This window comes from Streptomyces sp. NPDC047049, from assembly GCF_040643995.1.
Lineage (GTDB): Bacteria > Actinomycetota > Actinomycetes > Streptomycetales > Streptomycetaceae > Streptomyces > Streptomyces mooreae.
The window spans coordinates 184,283-207,194 of the sequence record NZ_JBEYVM010000003.1; the positions used below are offsets into that span (position 1 = coordinate 184,283).

The following is a 22,912-nucleotide window of genomic DNA, read 5'->3' on the forward strand; positions in this document are numbered from 1 at the left end:
CGGGTGCGGACCTCAAGGTGAACGAAGAATGGCGGGATGGTTAACCAGGTCGACAATCGGGCCGGTTAGCCATTCGTCGACCCGCTGTTAACCCTTTGTTGCGACCCAGTTGGCCCGCCAAACCAAATGGCTTCCTAGCGTCTTCGACGTGCCATCACGTACCCACTCTTCGCCGCGGGTCGCCGTACTCGCCGACTCGGATACCCGATGGAAATGGGGCGCTTTGACAGCGTACCGAATCCAATCGGACATCCGGCTCGACGGCTACCTTCTCCGCGGCCGCGCCACTCCCACGGTCCGACAGCTCGATGAGGTCGGCGCCCGTGCGGACGCGCTGCGCGAAATCCGGGGCGTCGACTTCGTCCGGTCCGTCGACCGTACGCGTTACGACGTCGTCGTGCTGGCCTGTGTCGGCGGTGCGGTGCAGGCGATGCTGCACGGCCTCGCCCGCGCCTGGCGAGGAGCGCAGACCCGCCCCGTCGTCGTCACCGGCTATGTCGGTGTGGTCTACGAGAAGCTGGCCGACGGGCTGCTGCTGCGGCACGGCGCGGATGTCGTCCTCGCCAACTCCCGGCACGACGCGGACCGGTTCCGCGAGGTCTACCGCGGTGTCGGTGCCGACGACGGCAGCGTCGTCGAATGCGCCCTGCCGTTCCTCGGCGGCGACCGCTACCGCGGCGAGGGCACCACCGGCACACCGCACCCGTACACCGTCGTGTTCGCCGCCCAGCCCTCCGTCCCGGAGAGCCGCGCCGACCGGACCTACCTGCTGCGCCGCGCCGTGGAGCACGCCCGCAAGCACTCGGACCGCGAGGTGCTGATCAAGCTCCGCAGCAAGCCGGGCGAGCACACCACCCACATCGAGGAACTGCCCTACCAGAAGCTCGCGGCCAAGGCCCCCGGCCCGCTGCCCGCCAACTGCCGCCTGGTGTACGGCAACATGGGCGAGGTCCTGGACCGCACCGACCTGATGGTGACGGTCAGCTCGACCGCCGCCCTGGAGTCGCTGCACCGCGGCATCCCCACCGCCGTCCTGACCGACCTCGGCGTCCGCGAGGTCCTGGGCAACCACCACTTCCTCGGCTCCGGCTGCCTCGCCTCCTGGGACGAGCTGGACGCCGGACACCGCCCGGAGCCCGACGCCGACTGGCTCGCCCGGCAGGGCGTCGCCGCCGAAGGGGACTACGAGCGGGCCTTCGACGCCGCCCGCGACCGGGTCACCGCGCTGCGCACCGCCGACCGGCTGCCGCCGATCGCCCCGTACTACACACCCCGCACCGCCCCCGGCTACCTCCCCGGCATCCTCGCCCGGCACGGCCTGGACGCGCACGGCGAGCCGATCGCCGGCTACGCGGACGCCCCCGAGGAGACCGGCGGACTGCGCCGGGTCGCCCGCGAGACGGTCCGCGAGGCCGCCCGCGGCGCCTACCGCCACGGCGTCCAGCGCGTCGCCCCCGCCATCCGCCGCTGGGGGCAGCTGTGACCCTCCCGCCGCCCGCCCGCCCCCGGAGCCCGCACGGCCCCCCGAAGGAGCCCGACATGCCGCCGAATCCGCAGAGCAGCCCGCCGACCGTGGTGGCCGTGATCCCCGCCCGCGGCGGTTCCAAGGGCGTGCCCGCCAAGAACCTCGCCGCCGTCGGGGGAGTGCCCCTGGTGGCCCGCGCGGTCCACGAGTGCCGCGCCGCCCGCCTGGTCACCGATGTCGTGGTCTCCACCGACGATGCCGGGATAGCGGCCGCGGCCCGCGGCGCCGGAGCGGTCGTCGTACGGCGCCCCGGCGACATCGCGGGCGATACCGCCACCAGCGAGGCCGCCGTCCTGCACGCCATGGACGCCTACGAGGCCGAGCACGGCGCCCGGGTCGACGCGGTGCTGCTGGTCCAGTGCACCAGCCCGTTCCTCGCCCGTGAGGACATCGACGGCGTCGCCGCGGCGGTCGTCGAGGGCGGCGCCGACAGCGCGCTGACCGTGGCCCCGTTCCACGGCTTCGTCTGGCGGGATGCCGAACCCGCGGTGGGCGGCGCGACGGCCGCCGACGGCGGCCACGGCGTCAACCACGACAAGTCCTTCCGGCCCCGCCGCCAGGACCGCCCCCAGGACCTGCTGGAGACCGGCGCCGCCTACGCCATGGAAGCGGCCGGCTTCCGCGCCGGCGGCCACCGCTTCTTCGGCCGCACCGAGCTCGTGCGCACCGACCCCGCCCGGGTGCTGGAGGTCGACGACCCGCACGACCTGGCCCGCGCCCGCGCCCTGGCGCCGCTGCTGGACGCCGAGCGCCCCGGCGCCCTGCCGACCCTCGACGACATCGACGCCGTCGTCCTCGACTTCGACGGCACCCAGACCGACGACCGGGTGCTGATCGACGCCGACGGACGGGAGATCGTCGCGGTGCACCGCGGCGACGGCCTCGGCATCGCCGCCCTGCGCAGGGCGGAGCTGAAGCTGCTGATCCTGTCCACGGAGACCAACCCGGTCGTCGCCGCACGGGCCCGCAAGCTGCAGGTGCCCGTCCTGCACGGCATCGACCGCAAGGACCTCGCCCTCAAGCAGTGGTGCGAGGAAGCGGGCATCGACCCCGCGCGCGTGCTCTACGTCGGCAACGACGTCAACGACCTGCCGTGCTTCGACCTCGTCGGCTGGCCGGTGGCGGTCGCCGGGGCGCACGACGTGGTGCGCGGCGCGGCCCGCGCGCTCACCGCGACGCCCGGAGGCAGCGGCGCGATCCGCGAGATCGCCGCCTGGCTGCTGGGCCCGTCCCTGTAACCACCCGAAGACCCCTGAACACCCCCTGCACATCCCTGATCAACCCGCTCACCCGTTCCACCCGCACACCCCCTGATCAACACGAAGGAATCTCCCCATGAGCAACAACTCCCGCCTCCGCACCCTCGGCTCCCGCGAGGCCGGCCCCGGCCGCCCCGTCTACGTCACCGGCGAGATCGGCATCAACCACAACGGCGACCTGGAGAACGCCTTCGCGCTGATCGACGCCGCCGCCGACGCCGGCTGCGACGCCGTCAAGTTCCAGAAGCGGACCCCGGAGATCTGCACCCCGCGTGACCAGTGGGACATCGAGCGCGACACCCCCTGGGGCCGGATGACCTACATCGACTACCGCCACCGCGTGGAGTTCGACGAGGACGGCTACCGCGCCATCGACGAGTACTGCAAGAAGCGCGGCATCGCCTGGTTCGCCTCCCCGTGGGACGTCGAGTCCGTCGCCTTCCTGGAGAAGTTCGACGTGCCCTGCTACAAGGTCGCCTCCGCCTCGCTCACCGACGACGACCTGCTGCGCGCCATGCGCGCCACCGGCCGCACCGTCATCCTCTCGACGGGCATGTCCACCCCCAAGCAGATCCGGCACGCCGTCGAGGTCCTGGGCAGCGAGAACATCCTCCTCTGCCACGCCACCAGCACCTACCCGGCCAAGGCCGAAGAGCTCAACCTGCGCATGATCAACACCCTGCAGGACGAGTACCCCAACGTCCCGATCGGCTACAGCGGCCACGAGACCGGTCTGCAGACCACCCTCGCCGCGGTCGCCCTCGGCGCCACCTTCGTCGAGCGCCACATCACCCTCGACCGTGCGATGTGGGGCTCCGACCAGGCCGCCTCCGTCGAGCCCGGCGGCCTGTCCCGCCTGGTCCGGGACATCCGCACCATCGAGGAGTCCCTGGGCGACGGCGTCAAGAAGGTCTACGAGAGCGAGCTCGGCCCGATGAAGAAGCTGCGCCGCGTCACCGGCGTGGTGGCCGAGGCCGAGGCCGGCGCCGAGCCGGCGGCGGTCTGACGGCCACCGGGCGAACCGACGGGAGCGATGGTGAGCTCACCTGAAGGGACCCGCGCCGGGTCCGTCACACCCGGCGCCGGGGTCCCGCCCCAGGAGACGACGGGTTCTCCCGCCCGTCGTCTCCTGGGGGTGCCGCGGCAGCGCCCCCGGCCCGCACGCACCGGTGCGGGACCGGACGCCGCCGCCCGGGACGCCGGCACCCTCGCCTTCGTCGAGAGCCCGGTACAGCTACTGAACGTCCTGGAATGGGCGTACACGGCACAGGCCACCGCGCTCACCGTCGTCGTGCTCTCCCCGCAGGACCCGATGACCCGCGGACAGCTGCGCCGGATGGCCGAACTCGCCCGCGACGAAGGCCATACGGTGCGCTGGGAAGAGGCCCGCGGCGGCCCGACCGCGCCGATGCGCACCATCGGCGGGCTCACCCCGCTGCTGCGCCGCGCCCGCCGCATCGTCATCGGCGACCCGTTCTCCCGCTACGTCCAACTGCTGCTCACCCTCACCCGGGCACGCGATCTGGTCGTGGTCGACGACGGCACCGCCACCATGGAGTTCATCTCCCAACTCGCCCGCGGCGAACGGCTGGTGCGCTGGCACCGCAACGGCAGCGGACGGGGGGCGCGGGACCTGGCCTTCGCGCCGTTCTCGGCCACCGCGCGGCGCCGGCTCACGCCGGCGCCCGAGGGCGGCCGCCGCACCGTCGGCCTGTTCAGCTCGATGCCCGTCGAGGCACCGCCGGGCGTCGAGGTCACCACCAACGAGTTCGCCTGGACCCGTGACCGCTTCGGCCCGCCCCGGCTCACCCGCGCCGCCGACATCGTCGGCACCTCGCTGGTGGAGACCGGGGTCGTGGACGACGGCCGCTACCTGGCCGCCGTCGCCGCCCTGGCCCGTACGCACGGCGCCACCCGCTACTTCGCCCACCGCAAGGAGAGCGCCGACAAGCTGCGCCGGCTGGTGGCGGAAACGGGGCTGGAGATCGTCCGCCCCGACCTGCCGCTGGAACTGATCGCCCGGCGCGGCCCCATCGGACGGCTGATCGTCAGCTTCCCCTCCACCGTCGTGCACACCCTGCCGCTCGCCCTGCTGGGCACCGAGGTCAAGGTCGCGGTCTGCGACATCGATCCGGAGTGGCTGACGGCCCATGCCTCACCGCGTGCCCAGGGCTTTCTCGACGGGGTCACCGGCACCGCCCGCGACGTGCAGCGACTGCCGTTCACCCAGCGGGCGGCGGCCGGCTGAGGACCGGCGCCGCCGCGCAGGAAGCCCTACTGCATACCCTTCGCATAAACCGTCCATGCGCCGAGCGGCCTAGATTTTCTTCCCCTAACGGGCTGAACTTTTGTTGATCGAGGGACAGTTGCCCCGTCCGGGGCCGTAACCTTCCACGGGTGAACCACTCGATCTCCCGCGATGCCGGCACCGCCCGTACTCCCGCCGGGGACCAGCTCCCCGGCGCGCTCCCCGACGCGCTGCGCGCCGAACTCAGCTCGTTCCGGCGCGACTTGCACATGCACCCCGAGCTCGGCAACCAGGAGTTCCGGACCACCGCCGCGATCGGGGAACGGCTGGAGCGGGCCGGTCTGCGGCCCCGGGTACTGGCCACCGGCACCGGCCTGATCTGTGACATCGGCACACCGGCCGCGACGGCCGACGGGCGCGCGCTCGCCGCCGACCCCGCCCGCCCCCTGCTGGCCCTGCGCGCGGACATCGACGCCCTGCCCATCCCGGACACCAAGACCGTCGACTACGCCTCGACGGTCCCCGGCCGCGCCCACGCCTGCGGCCACGACGTCCACACCACCGTCGTCCTCGGCGCCGGCCTGGTCCTCGCCGACCTGGCCCGCACCGGCGCCCTGCCGCGCCCGGTCCGCCTGATCTTCCAGCCCGCCGAGGAGGTGCTGCCCGGCGGTGCCCCCGACGCGATCGAGTCCGGCGCGCTGGAGGGCGTCGGCCGGATCCTCGCCGTCCACTGCGACCCGCGCGTCGACGCCGGCCGGATCGGGCTGCGGGTGGGCGCGATCACCTCCGCCTGCGACCGCCTGGAGGTCGGGCTCGACGGCCCCGGCGGCCACACCGCCCGCCCGCACCTGACCACCGATATGGTCACCGCCGCCTCCCGGGTCGCCCTGGACGTCCCGGCGCTGCTCTCCCGCCGGGTCGACGCCCGCGCCGGACTCGCGGTCACCTGGGGCCGCCTGGCCTCCGGCCACGCCTGCAACGTGATCCCGCAGCACGCCGAGCTCTCCGGCACCGTCCGCTGCCTCGACCTCGAAGCCTGGCGGCAGGCCCCCGACCTGGTCCACGCCGCGATCGACGAGGTCGCCACCCTGCACGGCGCGAAGTCCCAGATCACCTACGTCCGCGGAGTCCCGCCGGTGGTCAACGAGCCGGTCACCGTCCAGCTGCTGCACTCCGCGATGGCCGCCCGCCGCGGCGAGGGCGCCATCGAGGACACCGAGCAGTCCCTCGGCGGCGAGGACTTCTCCTGGTACCTCGAACACGTCCCCGGCGCCATGGCCCGCCTCGGCGTCCACCCACCCGCCGACACCACCCGCCGCGACCTGCACCGCGGCGACTTCGACGTCGACGAACAGGCCATCAAGGCAGGCGTCGAACTCTTCACGGCGTGCGCGCTGCTGGACGGGGATCTGCCGGACTGAGGCGATGCCGCCGGGGACGGCCCGGGGCAGCCCTGCCCGGCTCCGCCCCCTATGACCGGGCCGCATAACCGGCCACTGACCGTTAAGAGTGCATATCAGCCCGTTTCGGCAGCCAGCCGGGACGGGCTTCGCAATTCACCCGCCCATGTTTCGTCGACGTGCCCTACGCCTCGAATCGATAACGTCCGCGCAGTGGAGGGTTTTGCGCCAGGTCTACGCGCGTTAATCTCCCACAAGCCAGCGCCAAAGGGGGCGCTTAGAGCGAAGGGAAGGCCCCGTGCGTCGGGTCATCAGGATTGCCGCCGCGGCTACCGCCACCACCTGTCTCGCGTTCACCGCCACCGCGTGCGGACAGAGCTTCGCCGAGGCCAATCGCGCCAAGCACGCGGGCGTCGGACTGGCCTTCGACATCGGCGGCCGGGACGACCACTCGTTCAACGAGGCGGCCGCCCGCGGCACCGAGAACGCCCGGAAACAGCTGGGCGTCAAGGTCAAAATGCTCACCGCCAAGAACGGCGAGACCGAGGCGGACCGCGAGCAGCGGCTGACGTCCTTCGCCGAGGCCGGTTACAACCCGGTCATCGGCGTCGGCTTCGCGTACAGCCAGTCCGTGCAGAACGTCGCCAAGGACTTCCCCGATACCAGCTTCGGTGTCGTGGACGCCGTGCCGCAGGGCAAGAACGTCGATGCCATGGTCTTCGCCGAGCACGAGGGCTCCTACCTGGCCGGCGTCGCCGCGGCGCTGAAGAGCAAGACCCACAAGGTGGGCTTCATCGGTGGCGTGAACAACGCACTGATCCAGAAGTTCCAGGCCGGCTTCGAGCAGGGCGTACGCGACACCGACCCGAAGGCCAAGGTCGTCTCGCAGTACCTCTACCCGAACAACGACAAGGGCTTCAACGACCCGGCCGCCGCCAAGGCCAAGGCCGCGGGCATGACCGACAGCGGGATCGACGTGATCTACACGGCGGCCGGGCAGTCGGGCGCCGGATCGATCGAGGAGATCAGCAGGCACAAGGGCGTCTGGGGGATCGGCGTGGACTCCGACCAGTACCAGCAGCCCGGTCTGGCGAAGTACAAGAACCACATCCTGACCTCGGTCGTGAAGAACGTCGATGTGGCCGTCTTCGACCTGATCAAGAGCTACGAGGACCACAAGCCGCTGACCGGCATCCACGCCTACGACCTCAAGCACAAGGGCGTTTCGCTCGCCACCTCGGGCGGCTTCATCAAGGACATCCAGCCGCAGATCGACGCGGCCCGGAAGAAGATCATCGAGGGCAAGGTGAAGGTCAAGGAGACGCCGTAGTCAGACGCCGTAGCCGGGCGCTGCAGCCAGGCGTCGCAGCCAGGGACGACGGTCCACCCCGGGGCGCCCGCAGCGCCGGCCCGGGGGCCGGTCCCCGCGTCCCCCGGTGACCTTCCGGTCCCGCTTTCTCGTTCCTCGTCCTTTCCGCACCGTCATCCCCGAGGGGAGTGCGCCATCAACGCAGCATCCACGAGCAGTGGCCGGGCCGTCCCGGACGCCCCCGCTGTAGAACTCCGCGGAATCACCAAAAGGTTCCCCGGCGTCGTGGCCAACCACGACATCCACCTCACCGTGCGCCGCGGTACCGTCCACGCCCTCTGCGGCGAGAACGGGGCCGGCAAGTCCACCCTGATGAAGATCCTCTACGGCATGCAGAAGCCGGACGAGGGCACCATCGCGCTGGACGGCGAACAGGTCACCCTGCACACCCCGGGCGACGCCATCGCCCGCGGCATCGGCATGGTCCACCAGCACTTCATGCTGGCCGACAACCTCACCGTCCTGGAGAACACCGTCCTCGGCGCGGAGAAGCTGCACGGCATCGGCGCCGGCGCCCGCGCGAAGATAGCGGAGCTCTCCGAGGCCTACGGGCTCCACATCCGGCCGGACGTGCTGGTCGAGGACCTGGGTGTCGCCGACCGCCAGCGGGTGGAGATCCTCAAGGTCCTCTACCGCGGCGCCCGCACCCTCATCCTCGACGAGCCGACCGCCGTCCTGGTCCCGCAGGAGGTCGACGCGCTCTTCGACAACCTGCGCGAGCTCAAGTCCGAGGGCCTGACCGTCATCTTCATCTCGCACAAGCTGGGCGAGGTGCTGTCGGTCGCCGACGACATCACCGTCATCCGCCGCGGCACGACCGTGGCGTCGGTCGAGCCGTCCGCGACCACGCCCAAGCAGCTCGCCGAGCTGATGGTCGGCAGCGAACTGCCGTCCCCGGAGACCCGCGAGTCGACCGTCACGGACGAGGAGATGCTGCGCGTAAGCGAGCTCCACCTCTCCGCGACCGACTCCGACGGCGTGGTCCGCACCGTTCTGGACGGCATCTCCTTCACCATCCACAAGGGCGAGGTGCTGGGCGTCGCCGGTGTCGAGGGCAACGGCCAGGCCGAGCTCGTCGAGGCCGTCATGGGCACCCGCACCCCCGACCACGGCACCGTCGTCCTGGACGGCAACGACCTGTCCGGGGCCTCCACCCGCGCCCGGCGTGAGGGCGGCGTCGGCTACATCCCCGAGGACCGCCACCGCCACGGCCTGCTGCTGGAAGCCCCGCTGTGGGAGAACCGCATCCTGGGCCATGTCACCGAGCGGCCCAACAGCAAGGGCAGGCTGCTCGACCTGGCCGGTGCCCGCAAGGACACCGCGCGCATCGTCGCCGACTACGACGTGCGCACCCCCGGCATCGAGGTCACCGCGTCCTCGCTCTCCGGCGGCAACCAGCAGAAGCTGATCGTCGGCCGCGAGATGAGCCACCGGCCCAAGCTCTTGATCGCCGCCCACCCCACCCGCGGCGTCGACGTCGGCGCGCAGGCGCAGATCTGGGAACAGATCCGCGAGGCGCGGCGCGAGGGCCTGGCGGTGCTGCTGATCTCCGCCGACCTGGACGAGCTGATCGGGCTGTCCGACACCCTGCGGGTGATGTACCGGGGCCGGCTGGTCGCGGACGCGGACCCCGCCGTCATCACCCCGGAGGAGTTGGGCTCCGCCATGACCGGTGCCGCCAGCGGCCACCTCACCGCTTCGGAAGACGGCGCGCCGGAAGACGGCGCGTCCCAGGACGGTGCGCCGAACGGCGCCGGCGAGCAGGGCGGTGAGCAGAAGTGAGTACGTCCACGAACAGCCCCGCCAAGGGCCCCGCCAAGAACCCCGCCGTGGACGCCATCGCCAGGAGCGCCACCCGCGACAAGGTGATCCTCGCGATCGCCGCGCCCGTGCTGGCCATCGTCGCCGCGATAGTGATCTCGTCCCTGGTCTTCCTCGCGTCCGGCGAGAACCCCTTCCGGGCCTACGGGATCATGGCCGACTACGGCCACTACAGCGACAGCCAGGTCTGGATCATCAACAAGGCGGTGCCGTACTACCTTTCGGCGCTGGCGGTCGCCATCGGCTTCCGCATGAACCTCTTCAACATCGGCGTCGACGGCCAGTACCGCCTGGCGGCCTTCGCGGCCGCCGCGGTGGGCGGGGCCATCGCACTGCCCGGCGCGATCCAGATCATCCTGCTCATCGTCATCGCGATGCTCGTGGGCGCGATCTGGTCGGGCATCGCGGGTCTGCTGAAGACCACCCGCGGCGTCAGCGAAGTGATCACCACGATCATGCTGAACGCCATCGCCGCCTCGGTCATCGGCTACTTCCTGCAGGACGGCCGCCTCGCCATCAAGGACGGCAACCTCCTGCACACCAAGTTCCTCCCGGAATCCAGCCACTTCTTCTCCTTCCCGACCCACCCCAAGCCGGTCTACGGCTTCGTGGTGATCGCGGTGCTGGCCGGCGCGCTGTACTGGTTCGGCATCAACCGCACCCGCTTCGGCTTCGACCTGCGTGCCGTGGGCGCCTCCGAGCCGGCCGCCGAGGCCAGCGGTGTCAGCGTCAAGCGCATGGTCGTCAGCAGCATGCTGCTGTCGGGTGCCGCGGCCGGCCTGGTCGGCATGCCCACCCTGCTCGGCGAGTCCTTCCAGTACGGCACGGACTTCCCGGCCGGCATCGGCTTCACCGGTATCGCCATCGCCCTGCTCGGCCGCAACCACCCCGTCGGGATGGCCTTCGGCGCCCTGCTGTGGGCCTTCCTCGACCGCACCGGCTCCCGGCTGGAGTTCGAGGGCTACGCGCAGGAGATCGTCGGCGTCATCCAGGGCGTCATCGTGCTCTGCGTGGTCATCGCCTACGAGGTCGTGCGCCGCTACGGGCTGCGGCTGCAGCAGCGCAAGGTCGGTGAGGAGCTGGCCGCCCTGTCCCGCACCACCAACGCCGACAAGTCTGACAAGAGCGACAAGCCGGAGGTGTCGGCGTGAGTACGGACCTCAAGACCGCGACGAAGCTCGCGGTCCCCGGGAAGAGCGGGCGGCGCAAGCTGACCTACCCCTGGATCCTGCTGATCATCGCCGGCGCGCTGGTCGCGCTCTCCGTCCTGCGGGCCGTCACCGGCACCGCTGACCTCACCTCCACCGGCCAGTTCGGCGCCGCGCTGAGCGCCGCCGTGCCGATCGGCCTGGCGGGTCTGGGCGGCCTGTGGTCCGAGCGGGCCGGCGTGGTCAACATCGGCCTCGAAGGCATGATGATGCTCGGCTCGTTCGCGGCCGGCTGGATCGGCTGGGAGCACGGCCCCTGGGCGGCGGCGCTGGCCGGCATCGCCGGCGGTGCGCTCGGCGGCCTGATCCACGCCGTCGCCACCGTCACCTTCGGCGTCGACCACATCGTCTCCGGTGTCGCGGTCAACATCCTGGCGCTCGGCACCACCCAGTACCTGGCCACCCTGTGGTTCGGCCAGGAGGGCAGCGCGGCCATGCTGGCCGGCGGCAACGACAAGCAGTCCCCGCCGATGCCCGACATGCCGAGCTTCACCGTCCCCGGCCTGTCGGACGCGCTGAGCTCCCTGGAGGCGCACCACTGGTTCCTGGTCTCCGACGTCGCCGGCATCCTCGGCGCCGCGGTCACCAACGTCTCCTGGCTGACGCTGCTGACGATCGCGCTGTTCGCCGGCACCTTCTTCGTGCTGTGGCGCTCGTCCTTCGGACTGCGGCTGCGCTCCTGCGGCGAGGCCCCGATCTCGGCCGAGTCCCTGGGCGTCAACGTCTACTCGTACAAGTACGCGGCGGTCCTGGTCTCCGGCGCCCTGGCCGGTCTCGGCGGTGCCTTCCTCTCCATCGGGGTGCACTTCTACCAGGACGGACAGACCGGCGGCCGCGGCTACATCGGTCTCGCCACGATGATCTTCGGCAACTGGCGGCCGGGCGGCGTCGCGATGGGCGCGGGCCTGTTCGGCTTCATGGACGCCATGCAGCTGCGCAGCGGCGGCCCGACCGTCCACGCCCTGCTGCTGGGCCTGGCGGCCCTGCTCGCGGTGATCGCGCTGCTGAAGCTGCGCGCCGCCAAGCGCACCCAGGCCGCGTTGTCGGCGGTGGCCGCCGTCGTCCTCATAGGCTGGTACTTCCTGGCCGACACCGTTCCGCTCGAACTGGTCGAGGCGAGCCCGTACATCGCCACCCTGCTCGTCCTCGCCCTCTCCGCCCAGCGACTGCGGCCCCCGAAGGCGAACGGCAGGCCCTACCGCCGAGGACAAGGAATATGACACCACCGGTGCCGGTCGACTGGACCGCACTGCGCGCGCAGGCCCGGGACGCGATGTCCCGGGCCTACGCCCCTTACTCCGGCTACCCCGTCGGCGCCGCCGCCCTCGTGGACGACGGCCGCACGATCGCCGCCTGCAACGTCGAGAACGCCTCCTACGGCCTCGCCCTCTGCGCCGAATGCGGCCTGATCTCCGCCCTGTTCGCCGGCCGGGCCACCAGCGACGGACCGGCACCCCGGCTGACCGCCTTCACCTGCGTCGACGGGGCGGGCGAACTGCTCGTCCCCTGCGGCCGCTGCCGCCAACTCCTGTGGGAACACGGCGGCCCCGACCTCCTGGTCGACACGGCAGCCGGCATCCGCCCGCTGTCGGAACTGCTGCCGGATGCGTTCGGGGCGGGGCATCTGACGGGGTGACGGGCCCCCGGTGCGCCCACGGCCAGCCGTCGGGCAGCCGCCACGATCAGTCGTTGAGCAGCCGCCACGCGGTGAGGGCGATCCTGGCCCGTAGCAGTCCGGTGGGTTCGGTGAGGTCGAGGTCCAGGGCCTTCCCGATCTGTTCGAGGCGCCGGGCGACGCTGCTGTGGTGCAGGTGCAGAAGCTCGGCGGCCCGGCGCAGGGAACCGGCGGCACAGTAGGTCTCCAAGGTCTCCAGCGTCTCGGGATCGCCCGCATCACCTGTACCGGCCGCACCGTAGGTGAGCCCCCATCACGTGGCGATGCACCGACCGGACACTGACGGGCAGGCCTCGCGATCACCGAGCTCGCCTCACCTCGCGCGAACCGCTCCGCCGCTCGGTACCTGTACGGACACACCGCGGGTATGCGCTGGGTTCCAGGACCGTCACGGTCGAGTCATCTGCACTTCGGACACTTCGAGCAAGCCGTCGAGTTCGACCTTCCCCCTGGTCTGGTCCGGACTCACCACCAGGCCGTCCCGGCGCACGATGTCCAGGAGCCGTTCGGCCAGGGGCAGGACCATATGCCGGCCCCAGCAGCGTTCGCTCATGTGGCCGAAGGGGAGATATCCGGGGTGGGTGTCTGCGTCCAGCTCGTCCCAGCGGTCGGGACGAAACGCGTCGGGCTCGTCCCAGAGCCTGGGGTCGCGATGGCTCAGCAGGGGAAGCAACAGGACATCGTCTTTCGGGCCGATCCGTGCGTCCACGTCCGAGAACTCCGGAGAAGCCACTCGCAAGATGTTCCATGAAGGGGGAAGCAGGCGAAGTGCCTCAAGGATGATGTTCCGGTTCGATACGTCATCGCTGAATGGAGCCCCTAGCCACAGGGCGTTGGTGACAAGCGCGGATACGGTGAAGCACACCGGTGCTGCCACCCGCCGGTACAGGTACATGGCATAGCGCCGGTCACCGTAGGTCTGGGAATCGAGGACGAGAGCGGCAAGTTTTGACAGCGGTACGTTTTTCCCGGGCCTGCCCCACAAGGCGGCGCCGGAGGCGACGGCCGACCAGGTCAGTTTCGGTGTCAACTCCAGTCGGCGGTCGACCAGCACCCGGAATCGCAGACGTTCGTTTCCGAAAACGAGATTCCGCAGGTAAACATGCGGCCACCGGCCGGTCAGGTCGACCGCGTCGTCGAGGGGACGCTGCAGTGCGCTTCGCACGTCCGAGCCCACGGCTTGCATAAAGGTGGACGCATCGGTACGGACGACGAGCCGCCCCTGGACGGGTTTGAAGGTGGGCCTCTCCTCCGCATTGGCCGGCCTGCTACGGAGCAGGCTGTCCATCAGATCGGCGCCGGATATGCCGATCGTCTCGGGCTCCAGACGGAAAAGTGACGCACCACGATAGCGACTTAACAGTTCTTCGATTCTCGGCGCGAACTCGATGACCCGACCGCTCCCGCCGACGCGGTGCATGGGCATGGGTGAACTCCGTGGGTAGGCAGCCCGCGTCGGCCAGAACTCCTGGCCGACGCAAGCCAGGCGGGGAACTGCCTGATTAAATCCAGCCGTACCAGGCGTATGCCTTGAGGCTCTTTTCCGGGCGGAACTTCTTGACGATGCGAACGAGTTTCATGAGCACCTCCATTTGCATGGTGAACGGGATGCTTGTCCGACGACAGGAGACATCGAGACCGGACAGAATTCCCGGCATTCATTTCGACTGTCGTGGAAAGTGAAGACCTATCGGGTGAATGTGTCAAGTGACTCACATCACTCCATGAATTAACCTATTCGTGTTTCGAACTCGCATATATTTGCATCTCGGCAAATCACCTCTAATTCGCTCATCAGTACTCAATGGGGGTGTTGGGGAGGGAGGGGTGGCGTCGAATGGGATGGTTTCGTCATGTATGTGGGGCATGAATGTGTCCCCTTGGGCGCCCCTCGAAGGCGTCCGGTGCCCGCTCTCCGTGCCGACCGGCACGACGGGGGCGAGGCGCATCTGCTCAAGCACGACACCGCTGACAGGACCCGGAAGCCTCCCCGGTTCTGATCGTTGCGGGGCTGCAGGTGCATCTGTACTGGCTGGGGATGACCACGGCGCCGGACTGGCCTCGGGCCTGCGCCGGCTCCAGTGCCTCGGCCCTTTCCGGCAGTTCGCCGGCAAGGGCTGAGCCGGCGCGCCTGCGCCCAGGGCGCGGCACCGCACCCCGGTGGCGGCCGCCGGCCGACCCTGGCCACTCCAACGTCTATGCGTGTAGAACGGACCTAACCGTTTGAAAGGAACCCTCCATGGATGTCATCTCCGTCATCCGCGCCAAGCGCGACCGCGGTGAGCTGACCCCCGATCAGATCGACTGGGTCATCGACGCCTACACCCGCGGCGAGGTCGCCCATGAGCAGATGTCGTCCCTCGCGATGGCCATCTTCCTCAACGGAATGAACCGTACGGAGATCGCCCGCTGGACGGCCGCGATGATCGCGTCGGGCGAGCGCATGGACTTCTCCTCGCTGCCCCGCCCCACCGCCGACAAGCACTCCACCGGCGGCGTGGGCGACAAGATCACGCTGCCGCTCGCCCCGCTCGTCGCCGCCTGCGGCGCGGCCGTCCCGCAGCTCTCCGGCCGGGGCCTGGGCCACACCGGCGGCACCCTCGACAAGCTCGAAGCCATCCCCGGCTGGCGCGCGACGCTCTCCAACGCCGAGATGCTGGACGTCCTGCGCGACGTCGGCTCCGTCATCTGCGCCGCCGGCGACGGCCTGGCCCCCGCCGACAAGAAGCTCTACGCGCTCCGCGACGTCACCGGCACCGTCGAGTCCATCCCCCTGATCGCCTCCTCGATCATGTCCAAGAAGATTGCCGAGGGCACCGGCTCCCTCGTGCTGGACGTCAAGGTCGGCTCCGGCGCCTTCATGAAGGACCTCGACAACGCCCGCGAACTGGCCTCCACGATGGTCGAGTTGGGCACCGACCACGGCGTGAAGACGGTCGCGCTGCTGACCGGCATGGCCACCCCGCTCGGCCTGACCGCCGGCAATGCCCTCGAAGTCCGCGAGTCCGTCGAGGTACTGGCCGGCGGCGGCCCCCAGGACGTCGTCGAGCTGACCCTCGCCCTTGCCCGCGAAATGCTCGACGCGGCCGGGCTCAAGGACGCCGACCCGGCCAAGGCGCTCGCCGACGGCTCCGCCATGGACCACTGGCGCCGCATGATCAGCGCCCAGGGCGGCGACCCCGACGCGGCCCTCCCCGTGGCCCGCGAACAGCATGTCGTCACCGCCTCCTCCTCCGGCACCCTCACCACCCTCGACGCCTACGCCGTCGGCCTCGCCGCCTGGCGCCTGGGCGCCGGCCGCGCCCGCAAGGAGGACCCGGTCCAGGCCGGCGCGGGCATCGAACTGCACGCCAAGCCGGGCGACACGGTCACCGCCGGCCAGCCCCTGCTCACCCTGCACACCGACACCCCCGAGAAGTTCCCGTACGCCCTGGAGGCACTGGACGGTGGCGTCCTCGTGGGCCCGGAGGACGAGGCCTTCGCCGCCACTCCGGTGGTGCTGGAGCGCATCGCCTGAGCTGCGGCTTTCCCGTACGGGTGAACGGGATCGGTGGGCCTTCACCGGTCCCGTTCGGCATGCTGGGATCGGTGACGTGCCGATAGAGGAGACCGCCATGAGCGCACTCACCGTCGACCACGCCTCGGGTAGCGGCTCCGAGTGGGACGACCTTGTCCGCATCTGGGAGCAGGCGGACGCACCCGAGGGCTGGAAGGTGGAGATCATTGAGGGGATCGTCACCATGTCGCCGCCGCTGGACAACATCCACAACTTCATCGCTGTGAAGCTCCAGCGCCACCTGTACTCCGTGCTCCCGGAGGACTGGGACGTCTACCAGACCCTCGGCACGGGGGCCCCCTGCGCAAGGGCCTCTACATTCCGGACCTCGCCGTGGTCCCGGATGATGTCGTCCTCGCCAAAACCGGCGAGCTCGTGCCGGCGGCCACCGCCAAACTCATCGTCGAAGTCACCTCGAAGTCCAACGCGACCAATGACCGGATCGCGAAGGCGGCCGGGTACGCACGGGCCGGCGTACCGCTCTATCTGCTTGTTGACCGATGGGCCCCCGCCGGACCGGCCATCACCCTCTACGGAGGACCGACGGGCGATGTCTACCGGGTACTGCACACCGTGAAGTTCGGCGACGAGCTGGAGCTTCCCGCGCCCTTCGGCCTCACCCTGGACACCGGTATCTTCCCCGTCGACTGACGGAGAACGACGAAGGGCCCGCCCCACCAGGACAGGTGGTGGGACGGGCCCTTCGGTCTGCGGGGTGTTACGCGGCCTTCTCCAGGTGGAGGAGGCGGCGTTCGGCCACGGCCTTGCGGGTGGCGTAGAGGGTGATCGAGGCGGCGCCGACCATTGCGGCCAGGCCCAGGAGGACGGTGCCCTCCCAGCCGACGGCGTGGAAGGCGGCGGCGCCCAGGGCACCGCCCAGGCTGCTGCCGACGTAGTACGCGCACTGATATAGCGCCGACGCCTGGGCGCGCGCCGTCTTGGCGGTGCGGCTGACCGAGGACGAGGCGACCGCATGACCCGCGAAGAAGCCGGCGGTGATCAGGACCAGGCCCGCCAGCACCGCGTAGACGGAGTCGGAGAGCGAGAGCAGCAGACCCGTGGAGGTCGTGCCGACGGCCAGGTAGAGGGCACCGCGGCGGCCCGTGCGGGCGACCAGCTTGCCGGCCGCGGCCGAGGAGACCGTACCGACCAGGTAGATCACGAAGATCGAACCGACGATGCCCTGCGGGAGGTTGAACGGCTCGGCGACCAGGCGGTAGCCGATGACCGTGTAGACCGCGCCGAAGACCGTCATGAACAGCCCGCCGATGGCGTAGAGGCGGCGCAGCAGCGGGTCGGCCAGGTGGCCGCCGAGCGTGCGGGCCAGCGCCCGCGGACCGACCGAACGGGGCGCGAAATGCCGGGCCTTGGGGACCAGCAGCCGGAAGGTCACCGCGCACACCACGGCCAGCACACCCACCGCCGCCAGCGCGGCCCGCCAGCCCCACGCCTGGGCGACCCAGCCGGTCACGATCCGGCCGGACATCCCGCCGATGCTGTTGCCCGCCACGAACAGTCCGATGGCCGCCACCAGCGCCTTGGCGCGTACCTCCTCGGCCAGGAACGCCATCGCCGACGCCGGCAGGCCGGCCAGCGCCACACCCTGGATGCCGCGCAGCGCGATCAGCGCACCGAGCGACGGGGCGAACGGCACCAGCATGGCGATCAGCGCGGCGACCGAGAGGGAGACCGTCATCAGCGTGCGCCGGCCGAAGCGCTCGGAGACCGCGCTCAGCGGGATCACGCCGAGCGCCAGCCCGAAGGTGGCCGCGGACACGGTCCAGCTCGCCTGGTCCGGGCTGACCCCGAGGTCGGTGGAGATCGCGGGCAGCAGCGCCTGCGTGGAGTACAGGAGGGCGAAGGTCGCCACTCCGGCGGCGAAGAGGGCGAAACTCATCCGGCGGTAGCCGGGGCCGCCCGGCCGCAGCTTGTCCGACTCGGGGTCGGGGGCGGCGGCGGAGAGAGAAGTGTCAGTGGACGACGAGGGAGAGGCGGCCGCACGGTCGGTGACGGACGCCCCGGTATCAGCGGGAGGCATGCTTCGAAGGTAGGCCGCCGCGTTTCATGCGTCCAATGCATGGAAACGCCATAATCAATGCTGTGACACATGATCCCAGCTCGCAAAGGCCGCTGTTGCAAGGTCGCAACAGAAAAGATGTTGCCGGAGCGCCGCGGTCCGGCGCGGAGGCGGGGGAGGCGGCCGAGCTCGGGGGCGATTCCTGGGCCGTGGTCCTCGCCCCGCGGCTCGCCCAGTTCACCGCCGTCGCCCGGCACGAGCACGTCACCCGCGCCGCGCTGGAACTCGGCATGCCGCAGCCGACGCTCAGCCGCGCCCTCGTCCGCCTGGAGGACGACCTCGGCGTCGCCCTCTTCGCCCGCCATGGCCGCACCCTCTCCCTCACCCCGGCCGGCCGGGCCTTCCTCGCCTCCACCGAGCGCGCGCTGACGGATCTGGAGCGGGCGACGGAGTCCGTACGGGCCGATGTCGACCCCGCCGCCGGGAAGGTGGCCTTCGGCTTTCTCCACACCCTCGGCCCGGAGACCGTGCCCGGCCTGATCCGCAGCTTCCGTGCCGACCACCCGCGCGTCCGCTTCCAGCTCGTCCAGAACTACGGCGAGGCCATGATCGAGCGGATGCGCGCCGGCGACCTCGATCTGTGCCTGACCTCGCCGGTCCCGGACTACCCGGACCTGGTCGCCCGCCGGCTCGACGAGCAGAAGCTGCGCCTGGTCGTCCCCGACGACCATGCGCTGGCCCGCCGCAAGCGGGTCCGGCTCGCCGAGGCCTCCGGCGAGCTGTTCGTCACCCTCGAACCCGGCTACGGGCTGCGCCGGATCACCGACGCACTGTGTGCCGAGGCGGGCTTCACCCCCCGGATCGCCTTCGAGGGGGAGGAGGCCGAGACGCTGCGCGGCCTGGTCGCGGCCGGCCTCGGCGTGGCGCTGCTGCCGCCGCCCGCCGTACCGCGCCCCGGGGTCGTCGAGCTCACGGTGACGGCCCCGCGCGCGGTCCGCGAGATCGGCGTCGCCTGGCTGGACGGCCACCCCGACACCCCGCCGGTCGCCGCATTCAAGAAGTTCCTGCTGAGCCGGCGGGGGAAACTGCTGCCCAGGTGAGGCGAACGGCTCGGGGGCGGCCTGCGTTCAGCCGGTGCTTCGGTGCTTCGGTGCTTCGGTGCTTCGGTGCGCCGGTACGGCAGTGCCCCGGTGCTTCGGGGCCTTACTCCGTCACTCCTTCGGTGCCTTGCTCCCTCGCTCCCTCACTTCCGGCTTGCCTCCCTCCGTCCTTGCCTCGGTCCCGCCCTCCCGGTGCCGTGGGCGCGCCGTTCCTCCGTGCCTAGGTGCCTCAGTGCCGCAGCGACACCCCGAAGCCCGCGGCCAGGGGCATGCGCAGGCCCAGCGGCGGGGGTGCGGCCAGGGCGTCCTTCACGGGGCGGGCGTAGTCGCGGGCGAAGAGTGAGCCGAGCAGGAAATCGGCTGCCAGGGAGAGGACTTCGGCGCGGTGCTGGTGCAGGGAGTGGCCGTCGGAGTGCACCTCGAAACGGCAGGTGTCGCGGTTGACCTTCTTGGCGCGCTCGGCGTAGCGGTAGGAGAGATCGGGGTCGGTGCGTTCGTCGTTGGTGCCGTGGACCAGCAGGACCTGCCGGCCGATGAGCTGTTTCACCGGGTCGGGCCGCTCGTCGCTCTCCCCGGGGTCGGGCAGCCAAGGGGCCAGCGCCAGTACGGAGTTGACGGCAGGGTGACCCGCGGCGTGCAGGGCGGCGCGGGCGCCCATGCCCGTGCCGACCAGGCAGACCGGGACGTCGCCGTAGCGGCGGACCACCTCGTCCAGGGCCCAGGCGGCATCCCGTGCCGGGTGGGCGTCGGGCCCGTTCCAGCCGCTGCAGCGGTAGCGCACGACATGGGCCGTCAGGCCCTCGGGGCGCCCCGCCTTCGCCAGCCGGGCAGCCAGCGGCCGCACCGCCAGCGCCGCCACCGGCGACGGGCGCCGCACCCCGGTCGGTCCGCCTCCGGGCAGTAAAAGAGCGACCCCGCTCACCTCCCGGCCGGTGCCCCGACCGCCGCCACCCCGCCACCGGAACGCCTCGCGCGCCCCTTCCTTGCCGGCCGTTCCCAGCGGTTTTCCCAGCCGGGCCTCGCGCACCGGCAGTGCTTGCTGAGCCATGTGCAGAACGATGGCAGAAGGTGGCGCGCCCGCCACCCCGTGGACGGGTCACTGTTACGTATCGTTCGGTGAGATCTACGCGCGTAGGGGCTAGAGTGCCGAGATGACGAGCGAGACCACCACACTCCCGACCAGTGAACAGATCCGCCGTGCCCCCAAGGTGCTGCTCCACGACCACCTCGACGGCGGGCTCCGGCCGGCCACGATCGTCGACCTGGCCCGTGAGAACGGCTACGAGGGCCTGCCCGAGACCGACCCGGAAAAGCTCGGGGTCTGGTTCCGTGAGGCCGCCGACTCCGGTTCGCTCGAGCGCTACCTGGAGACCTTCGCGCACACCTGCGCCGTCATGCAGACCCGTGACGCACTGGCCCGGGTGGCCGCCGAGTGCGCCGAGGACCTTGCCGCGGACGGTGTGGTCTATGCCGAGGTCAGGTATGCGCCCGAGCAGCACCTCGAACAGGGGCTGACCCTCGAAGAGGTCGTCGAGGCGGTCAACGAGGGCTTCCGCGAGGGCGAGCGGCGGGCCCGCGAGAACGGCCACCGCATCCGCGTCGGCGCCCTGCTCACCGCGATGCGGCACGCCGCCCGCGCCCTGGAGATCGCCGAACTCGCCAACCGCTACCGGGACACCGGCGTCGTCGGCTTCGACATCGCGGGCGCGGAGGCCGGCTACCCGCCCACCCGCCACCTCGACGCGTTCGAGTACCTCAAGCGGGAGAACAACCACTTCACCATCCACGCCGGTGAAGCCTTCGGTCTGCCGTCCATCTGGCAGGCCCTGCAGTGGTGCGGCGCCGACCGCCTCGGCCACGGTGTCCGGATCATCGACGACATCGAGGTCGCCGACGACGGCTCGGTCAAGCTCGGCCGGCTCGCCTCGTACGTACGGGACAAGCGCATCCCGCTGGAGATGTGCCCGAGCTCCAACCTGCAGACCGGGGCCGCCCCCTCCTATGCGGAGCACCCCATCGGCCTGCTGCGCCGACTGCAGTTCCGGCTCACGGTCAACACCGACAACCGGCTGATGAGCGGCACGAACATGTCCCGCGAATTCGAGCACCTGGTCAAGACCTTCCGGTACACGCTCGATGACATGCAGTGGTTTACAGTCAATGCGATGAAATCAGCGTTCATTCCTTTCGATGAACGTCTGGGCATGATCAATGACGTCATCAAGCCCGGTTATGCGGAATTGCGGGCCGAATGGCTGTTCCGTCCCCAGGACTCAACTGCCCCTGTGAACAGTGCTTCTGGCTCTGCGTGAGTAGGTAACGCGAGCTTATAGCGCAACGGCCGGTGGAATGTCCACCGGCCGTTTTTCCTTTCCTCGTGGCTGTTTGCGGCGCCGGTTGCCGCATCACTAGGTTGATTGGCCGGTCAAGCCCCCATCACGAGGACGTAATTCGATGAAGCAGGGAACCATCAAGACTCTCGGTACCGTCGCGCTCGGTGCCGCCTTCGCCGTCACCGCCGCGGGCGTCGCCAGCGCCGCCCCGGCGATCGGCACCCCCGACACCACCGGGGTGCTGAAGAGCCTGCCGGTGAAGGACGCCGCCAAGACCGTCTCGGGTCTCACCAAGGCCAAGCCGGCCGGCAAGAACATCAAGAACGTCAAGACGAAGGTGAACTCCCAGGGCAACAAGCTGCTGGGCGGCCTGCAGCCCGGCAGCCTCCTCGGCGGCTGACGCCGGACGCGGCCCGTCCCCCGGGGGACGGGTACCGCGCCGTGCCCCGGCCGTACGCCCTGGTGCGTACGGCCGGGGCATCGTCATGTGCGGGGGCCGGACGCGCGGGTCACCAGGCGGCGGCGCCGGTGGCCTTCTCCTCCGAGGGGAGGAGTATCCACAGTGCCAGGTAGAGCAGGAACTGCGGGCCGGGGAGCAGACACGACACCACGAAGAGCACGCGCATCGTTGCCGGGGTCGTACCGAAGCGACGGGCCAGGCCCGCGCACACTCCGGCGATCATTCGGTTGTTGCGGGGGCGGACCAGTGCGGCGGCCATGAGGACGGCTCCTTTTCGACTCGGCGGGGCGTGTGCCCCGATGTCTCAAAGGTAGGTCCGGCCGCCGGAGAGAGCATCAGCCTTCGGGGCCAGTCCGACCCTGGGGATTGTCGGGGTTGTACCCCCGAGAGGCCCATACCTGCGGCGGAGCCGGCGGCGTGCCCCGGGGACGACCGCCAGGTGCACCACGGCCACGCCGAGGGCGCCCAGCAGCACCGAGTCGATGTCCGGGACCCGTCCGGGCACCCCTGACTGCAGCAGCTCGATGGCCAGCGCGATCATCGCTCCGGCGAAGGCGGTGCGGGTCAGGGAGACCAGTGGCGAAACGTTCAGGCGGCCCGCGGAGAGCGGCAGCAGCACCCCCAGGGGCGCCAGCAGCAGCACCGAGCCGCCCAGATGCTGGACGGCTTCCCACGACCAGCCGCGCGCCAGCTCGGCCCGGATCGTGGCCAGCGGTTCGAGGTTCGCGGCAGGCACCCACGGCACCGTACGGGGACGCAATGTCAGCCAGGCGACGGTCAGCAGATGCGCCACGAGGAGGAGAAGTCCGGTGACGCGCATACGGGGAGCGGCGGTGGTGCCGGGGCCATGGGGCTGCACACAGGCCAGGACGCCGGGAGTGGGGGCTGCGGTTCCGCCCCGTTGCGCCCGTCTTGAGCCGCCCCGTCGGCCCTGCCGGCAG

21 protein-coding genes and 1 pseudogene are annotated in these 22,912 nt (G+C 70.8%); 15 read left to right on the plus strand and 7 right to left on the minus strand.

Going from position 1 to position 22,912, the window contains the following annotated elements; genetic code table 11:
* Nucleotides 1-148 precede the first annotated feature (148 nt).
* The 10 genes from ABZ851_RS08760 (at nucleotide 149) to ABZ851_RS08805 (ending at nucleotide 12,466) form a co-directional block, all read left to right on the plus strand.
* The gene (locus ABZ851_RS08760; protein ID WP_361124138.1) at nucleotides 149-1,483 is read left to right on the plus strand and encodes a DUF6716 putative glycosyltransferase; all 1,335 of its coding nucleotides are present in this window, start codon (nucleotides 149-151) and stop codon (nucleotides 1,481-1,483) included.
* Nucleotides 1,484-1,539: 56 nt separating this feature from the next.
* A complete protein-coding gene (locus ABZ851_RS08765) occupies nucleotides 1,540-2,763 on the plus strand; it encodes an acylneuraminate cytidylyltransferase (protein ID WP_361124140.1) in 1,224 nt (407 codons plus the stop codon).
* A gap of 97 nt (nucleotides 2,764-2,860) precedes the next feature.
* The gene (locus ABZ851_RS08770) at nucleotides 2,861-3,790 is read left to right on the plus strand and encodes an N-acetylneuraminate synthase family protein (RefSeq protein WP_361124142.1); all 930 of its coding nucleotides are present in this window, start codon (nucleotides 2,861-2,863) and stop codon (nucleotides 3,788-3,790) included.
* Nucleotides 3,791-3,820: 30 nt separating this feature from the next.
* Nucleotides 3,821-5,032 (plus strand): hypothetical protein, encoded by a 1,212-nt coding sequence (locus ABZ851_RS08775; RefSeq protein ID WP_361124145.1) that lies wholly within the window; start codon nucleotides 3,821-3,823, stop codon nucleotides 5,030-5,032.
* A gap of 149 nt (nucleotides 5,033-5,181) precedes the next feature.
* Nucleotides 5,182-6,453, plus strand: a complete 1,272-nt coding sequence (locus ABZ851_RS08780; protein ID WP_361124147.1) for an amidohydrolase — start codon at nucleotides 5,182-5,184, stop codon at nucleotides 6,451-6,453.
* Between the two features lie 277 nt (nucleotides 6,454-6,730).
* Nucleotides 6,731-7,762 (plus strand): BMP family ABC transporter substrate-binding protein, encoded by a 1,032-nt coding sequence (locus tag ABZ851_RS08785; RefSeq protein WP_361124149.1) that lies wholly within the window; start codon nucleotides 6,731-6,733, stop codon nucleotides 7,760-7,762.
* Nucleotides 7,763-8,026: 264 nt separating this feature from the next.
* Complete coding sequence (locus ABZ851_RS08790) at nucleotides 8,027-9,583, plus strand: ABC transporter ATP-binding protein (protein WP_361124151.1); 1,557 nt, start codon at nucleotides 8,027-8,029, stop codon at nucleotides 9,581-9,583.
* Nucleotides 9,584-9,630: 47 nt separating this feature from the next.
* Complete coding sequence (locus ABZ851_RS08795) at nucleotides 9,631-10,773, plus strand: ABC transporter permease (RefSeq protein ID WP_336050801.1); 1,143 nt, start codon at nucleotides 9,631-9,633, stop codon at nucleotides 10,771-10,773.
* A complete protein-coding gene (locus ABZ851_RS08800; protein WP_361124154.1) occupies nucleotides 10,770-12,050 on the plus strand; it encodes an ABC transporter permease in 1,281 nt (426 codons plus the stop codon). The genes ABZ851_RS08795 and ABZ851_RS08800 overlap by 4 nt, the downstream gene beginning before the upstream one ends.
* Complete coding sequence (locus ABZ851_RS08805; RefSeq protein WP_361124156.1) at nucleotides 12,047-12,466, plus strand: cytidine deaminase; 420 nt, start codon at nucleotides 12,047-12,049, stop codon at nucleotides 12,464-12,466. The genes ABZ851_RS08800 and ABZ851_RS08805 overlap by 4 nt, the downstream gene beginning before the upstream one ends.
* A 46-nt stretch (nucleotides 12,467-12,512) precedes the next feature.
* Here ABZ851_RS08805 and ABZ851_RS08810 read toward each other — a convergent pair whose 3' ends face one another.
* The 3 genes from ABZ851_RS08810 to ABZ851_RS08820 form a co-directional block, all read right to left on the minus strand.
* Nucleotides 12,513-12,695 carry a helix-turn-helix domain-containing protein gene (locus ABZ851_RS08810; protein WP_361124158.1) on the minus strand — a complete coding sequence of 61 codons (183 nt, stop codon included), beginning with the start codon at nucleotides 12,693-12,695 and terminating at the stop codon, nucleotides 12,513-12,515.
* 198 nt (nucleotides 12,696-12,893) lie between these two features.
* Nucleotides 12,894-13,931, minus strand: a complete 1,038-nt coding sequence (locus ABZ851_RS08815) for a cytochrome P450 (RefSeq protein WP_361124160.1) — start codon at nucleotides 13,929-13,931, stop codon at nucleotides 12,894-12,896.
* 76 nt (nucleotides 13,932-14,007) lie between these two features.
* Nucleotides 14,008-14,163, minus strand: a complete 156-nt coding sequence (locus ABZ851_RS08820; protein WP_361124163.1) for a tryptorubin family RiPP precursor — start codon at nucleotides 14,161-14,163, stop codon at nucleotides 14,008-14,010.
* 581 nt (nucleotides 14,164-14,744) lie between these two features.
* Between ABZ851_RS08820 and ABZ851_RS08825 the strand changes: the two genes are divergently transcribed.
* Both ABZ851_RS08825 and ABZ851_RS08830 read left to right on the plus strand, forming a co-directional pair.
* Nucleotides 14,745-16,022 carry a thymidine phosphorylase gene (locus ABZ851_RS08825; protein WP_361124165.1) on the plus strand — a complete coding sequence of 426 codons (1,278 nt, stop codon included), beginning with the start codon at nucleotides 14,745-14,747 and terminating at the stop codon, nucleotides 16,020-16,022.
* A 97-nt stretch (nucleotides 16,023-16,119) separates the two neighbouring features.
* Nucleotides 16,120-16,712 (plus strand): annotated as a pseudogene (locus tag ABZ851_RS08830) (Uma2 family endonuclease).
* Nucleotides 16,713-16,779: 67 nt separating this feature from the next.
* On the opposite strand, the gene ABZ851_RS08835 reads toward ABZ851_RS08830, so the two are convergent.
* Nucleotides 16,780-18,099 (minus strand): MFS transporter, encoded by a 1,320-nt coding sequence (locus ABZ851_RS08835; RefSeq protein ID WP_361124167.1) that lies wholly within the window; start codon nucleotides 18,097-18,099, stop codon nucleotides 16,780-16,782.
* 35 nt (nucleotides 18,100-18,134) lie between these two features.
* Here ABZ851_RS08835 and ABZ851_RS08840 point away from each other — a divergent pair, with 35 nt between their 5' ends.
* Complete coding sequence (locus tag ABZ851_RS08840; RefSeq protein WP_361124169.1) at nucleotides 18,135-19,178, plus strand: LysR substrate-binding domain-containing protein; 1,044 nt, start codon at nucleotides 18,135-18,137, stop codon at nucleotides 19,176-19,178.
* Nucleotides 19,179-19,407: 229 nt separating this feature from the next.
* On the opposite strand, the gene ABZ851_RS08845 is transcribed toward ABZ851_RS08840, so the two are convergent.
* On the minus strand, nucleotides 19,408-20,226 hold the full coding sequence (locus ABZ851_RS08845; RefSeq protein ID WP_361124171.1) for an alpha/beta hydrolase: 819 nt from the start codon (nucleotides 20,224-20,226) through the stop codon (nucleotides 19,408-19,410).
* A gap of 103 nt (nucleotides 20,227-20,329) precedes the next feature.
* On the opposite strand from ABZ851_RS08845, the gene ABZ851_RS08850 reads away from it, so the two are divergent.
* Nucleotides 20,330-21,490, plus strand: a complete 1,161-nt coding sequence (locus tag ABZ851_RS08850) for an adenosine deaminase (RefSeq protein ID WP_361124173.1) — start codon at nucleotides 20,330-20,332, stop codon at nucleotides 21,488-21,490.
* A 142-nt stretch (nucleotides 21,491-21,632) separates the two neighbouring features.
* Nucleotides 21,633-21,911, plus strand: a complete 279-nt coding sequence (locus ABZ851_RS08855; protein ID WP_336050759.1) for a hypothetical protein — start codon at nucleotides 21,633-21,635, stop codon at nucleotides 21,909-21,911.
* 109 nt (nucleotides 21,912-22,020) lie between these two features.
* Here the strand turns inward: ABZ851_RS08855 and ABZ851_RS08860 are convergent, their stop codons facing one another.
* Together ABZ851_RS08860 and ABZ851_RS08865 are read right to left on the minus strand one after the other, a co-directional pair.
* Nucleotides 22,021-22,230 (minus strand): PspC domain-containing protein, encoded by a 210-nt coding sequence (locus ABZ851_RS08860; RefSeq protein ID WP_088799618.1) that lies wholly within the window; start codon nucleotides 22,228-22,230, stop codon nucleotides 22,021-22,023.
* 45 nt (nucleotides 22,231-22,275) lie between these two features.
* Nucleotides 22,276-22,830 (minus strand): VanZ family protein, encoded by a 555-nt coding sequence (locus ABZ851_RS08865; protein ID WP_361124176.1) that lies wholly within the window; start codon nucleotides 22,828-22,830, stop codon nucleotides 22,276-22,278.
* Between the last annotated feature and the right edge of the window lie 82 nt (nucleotides 22,831-22,912).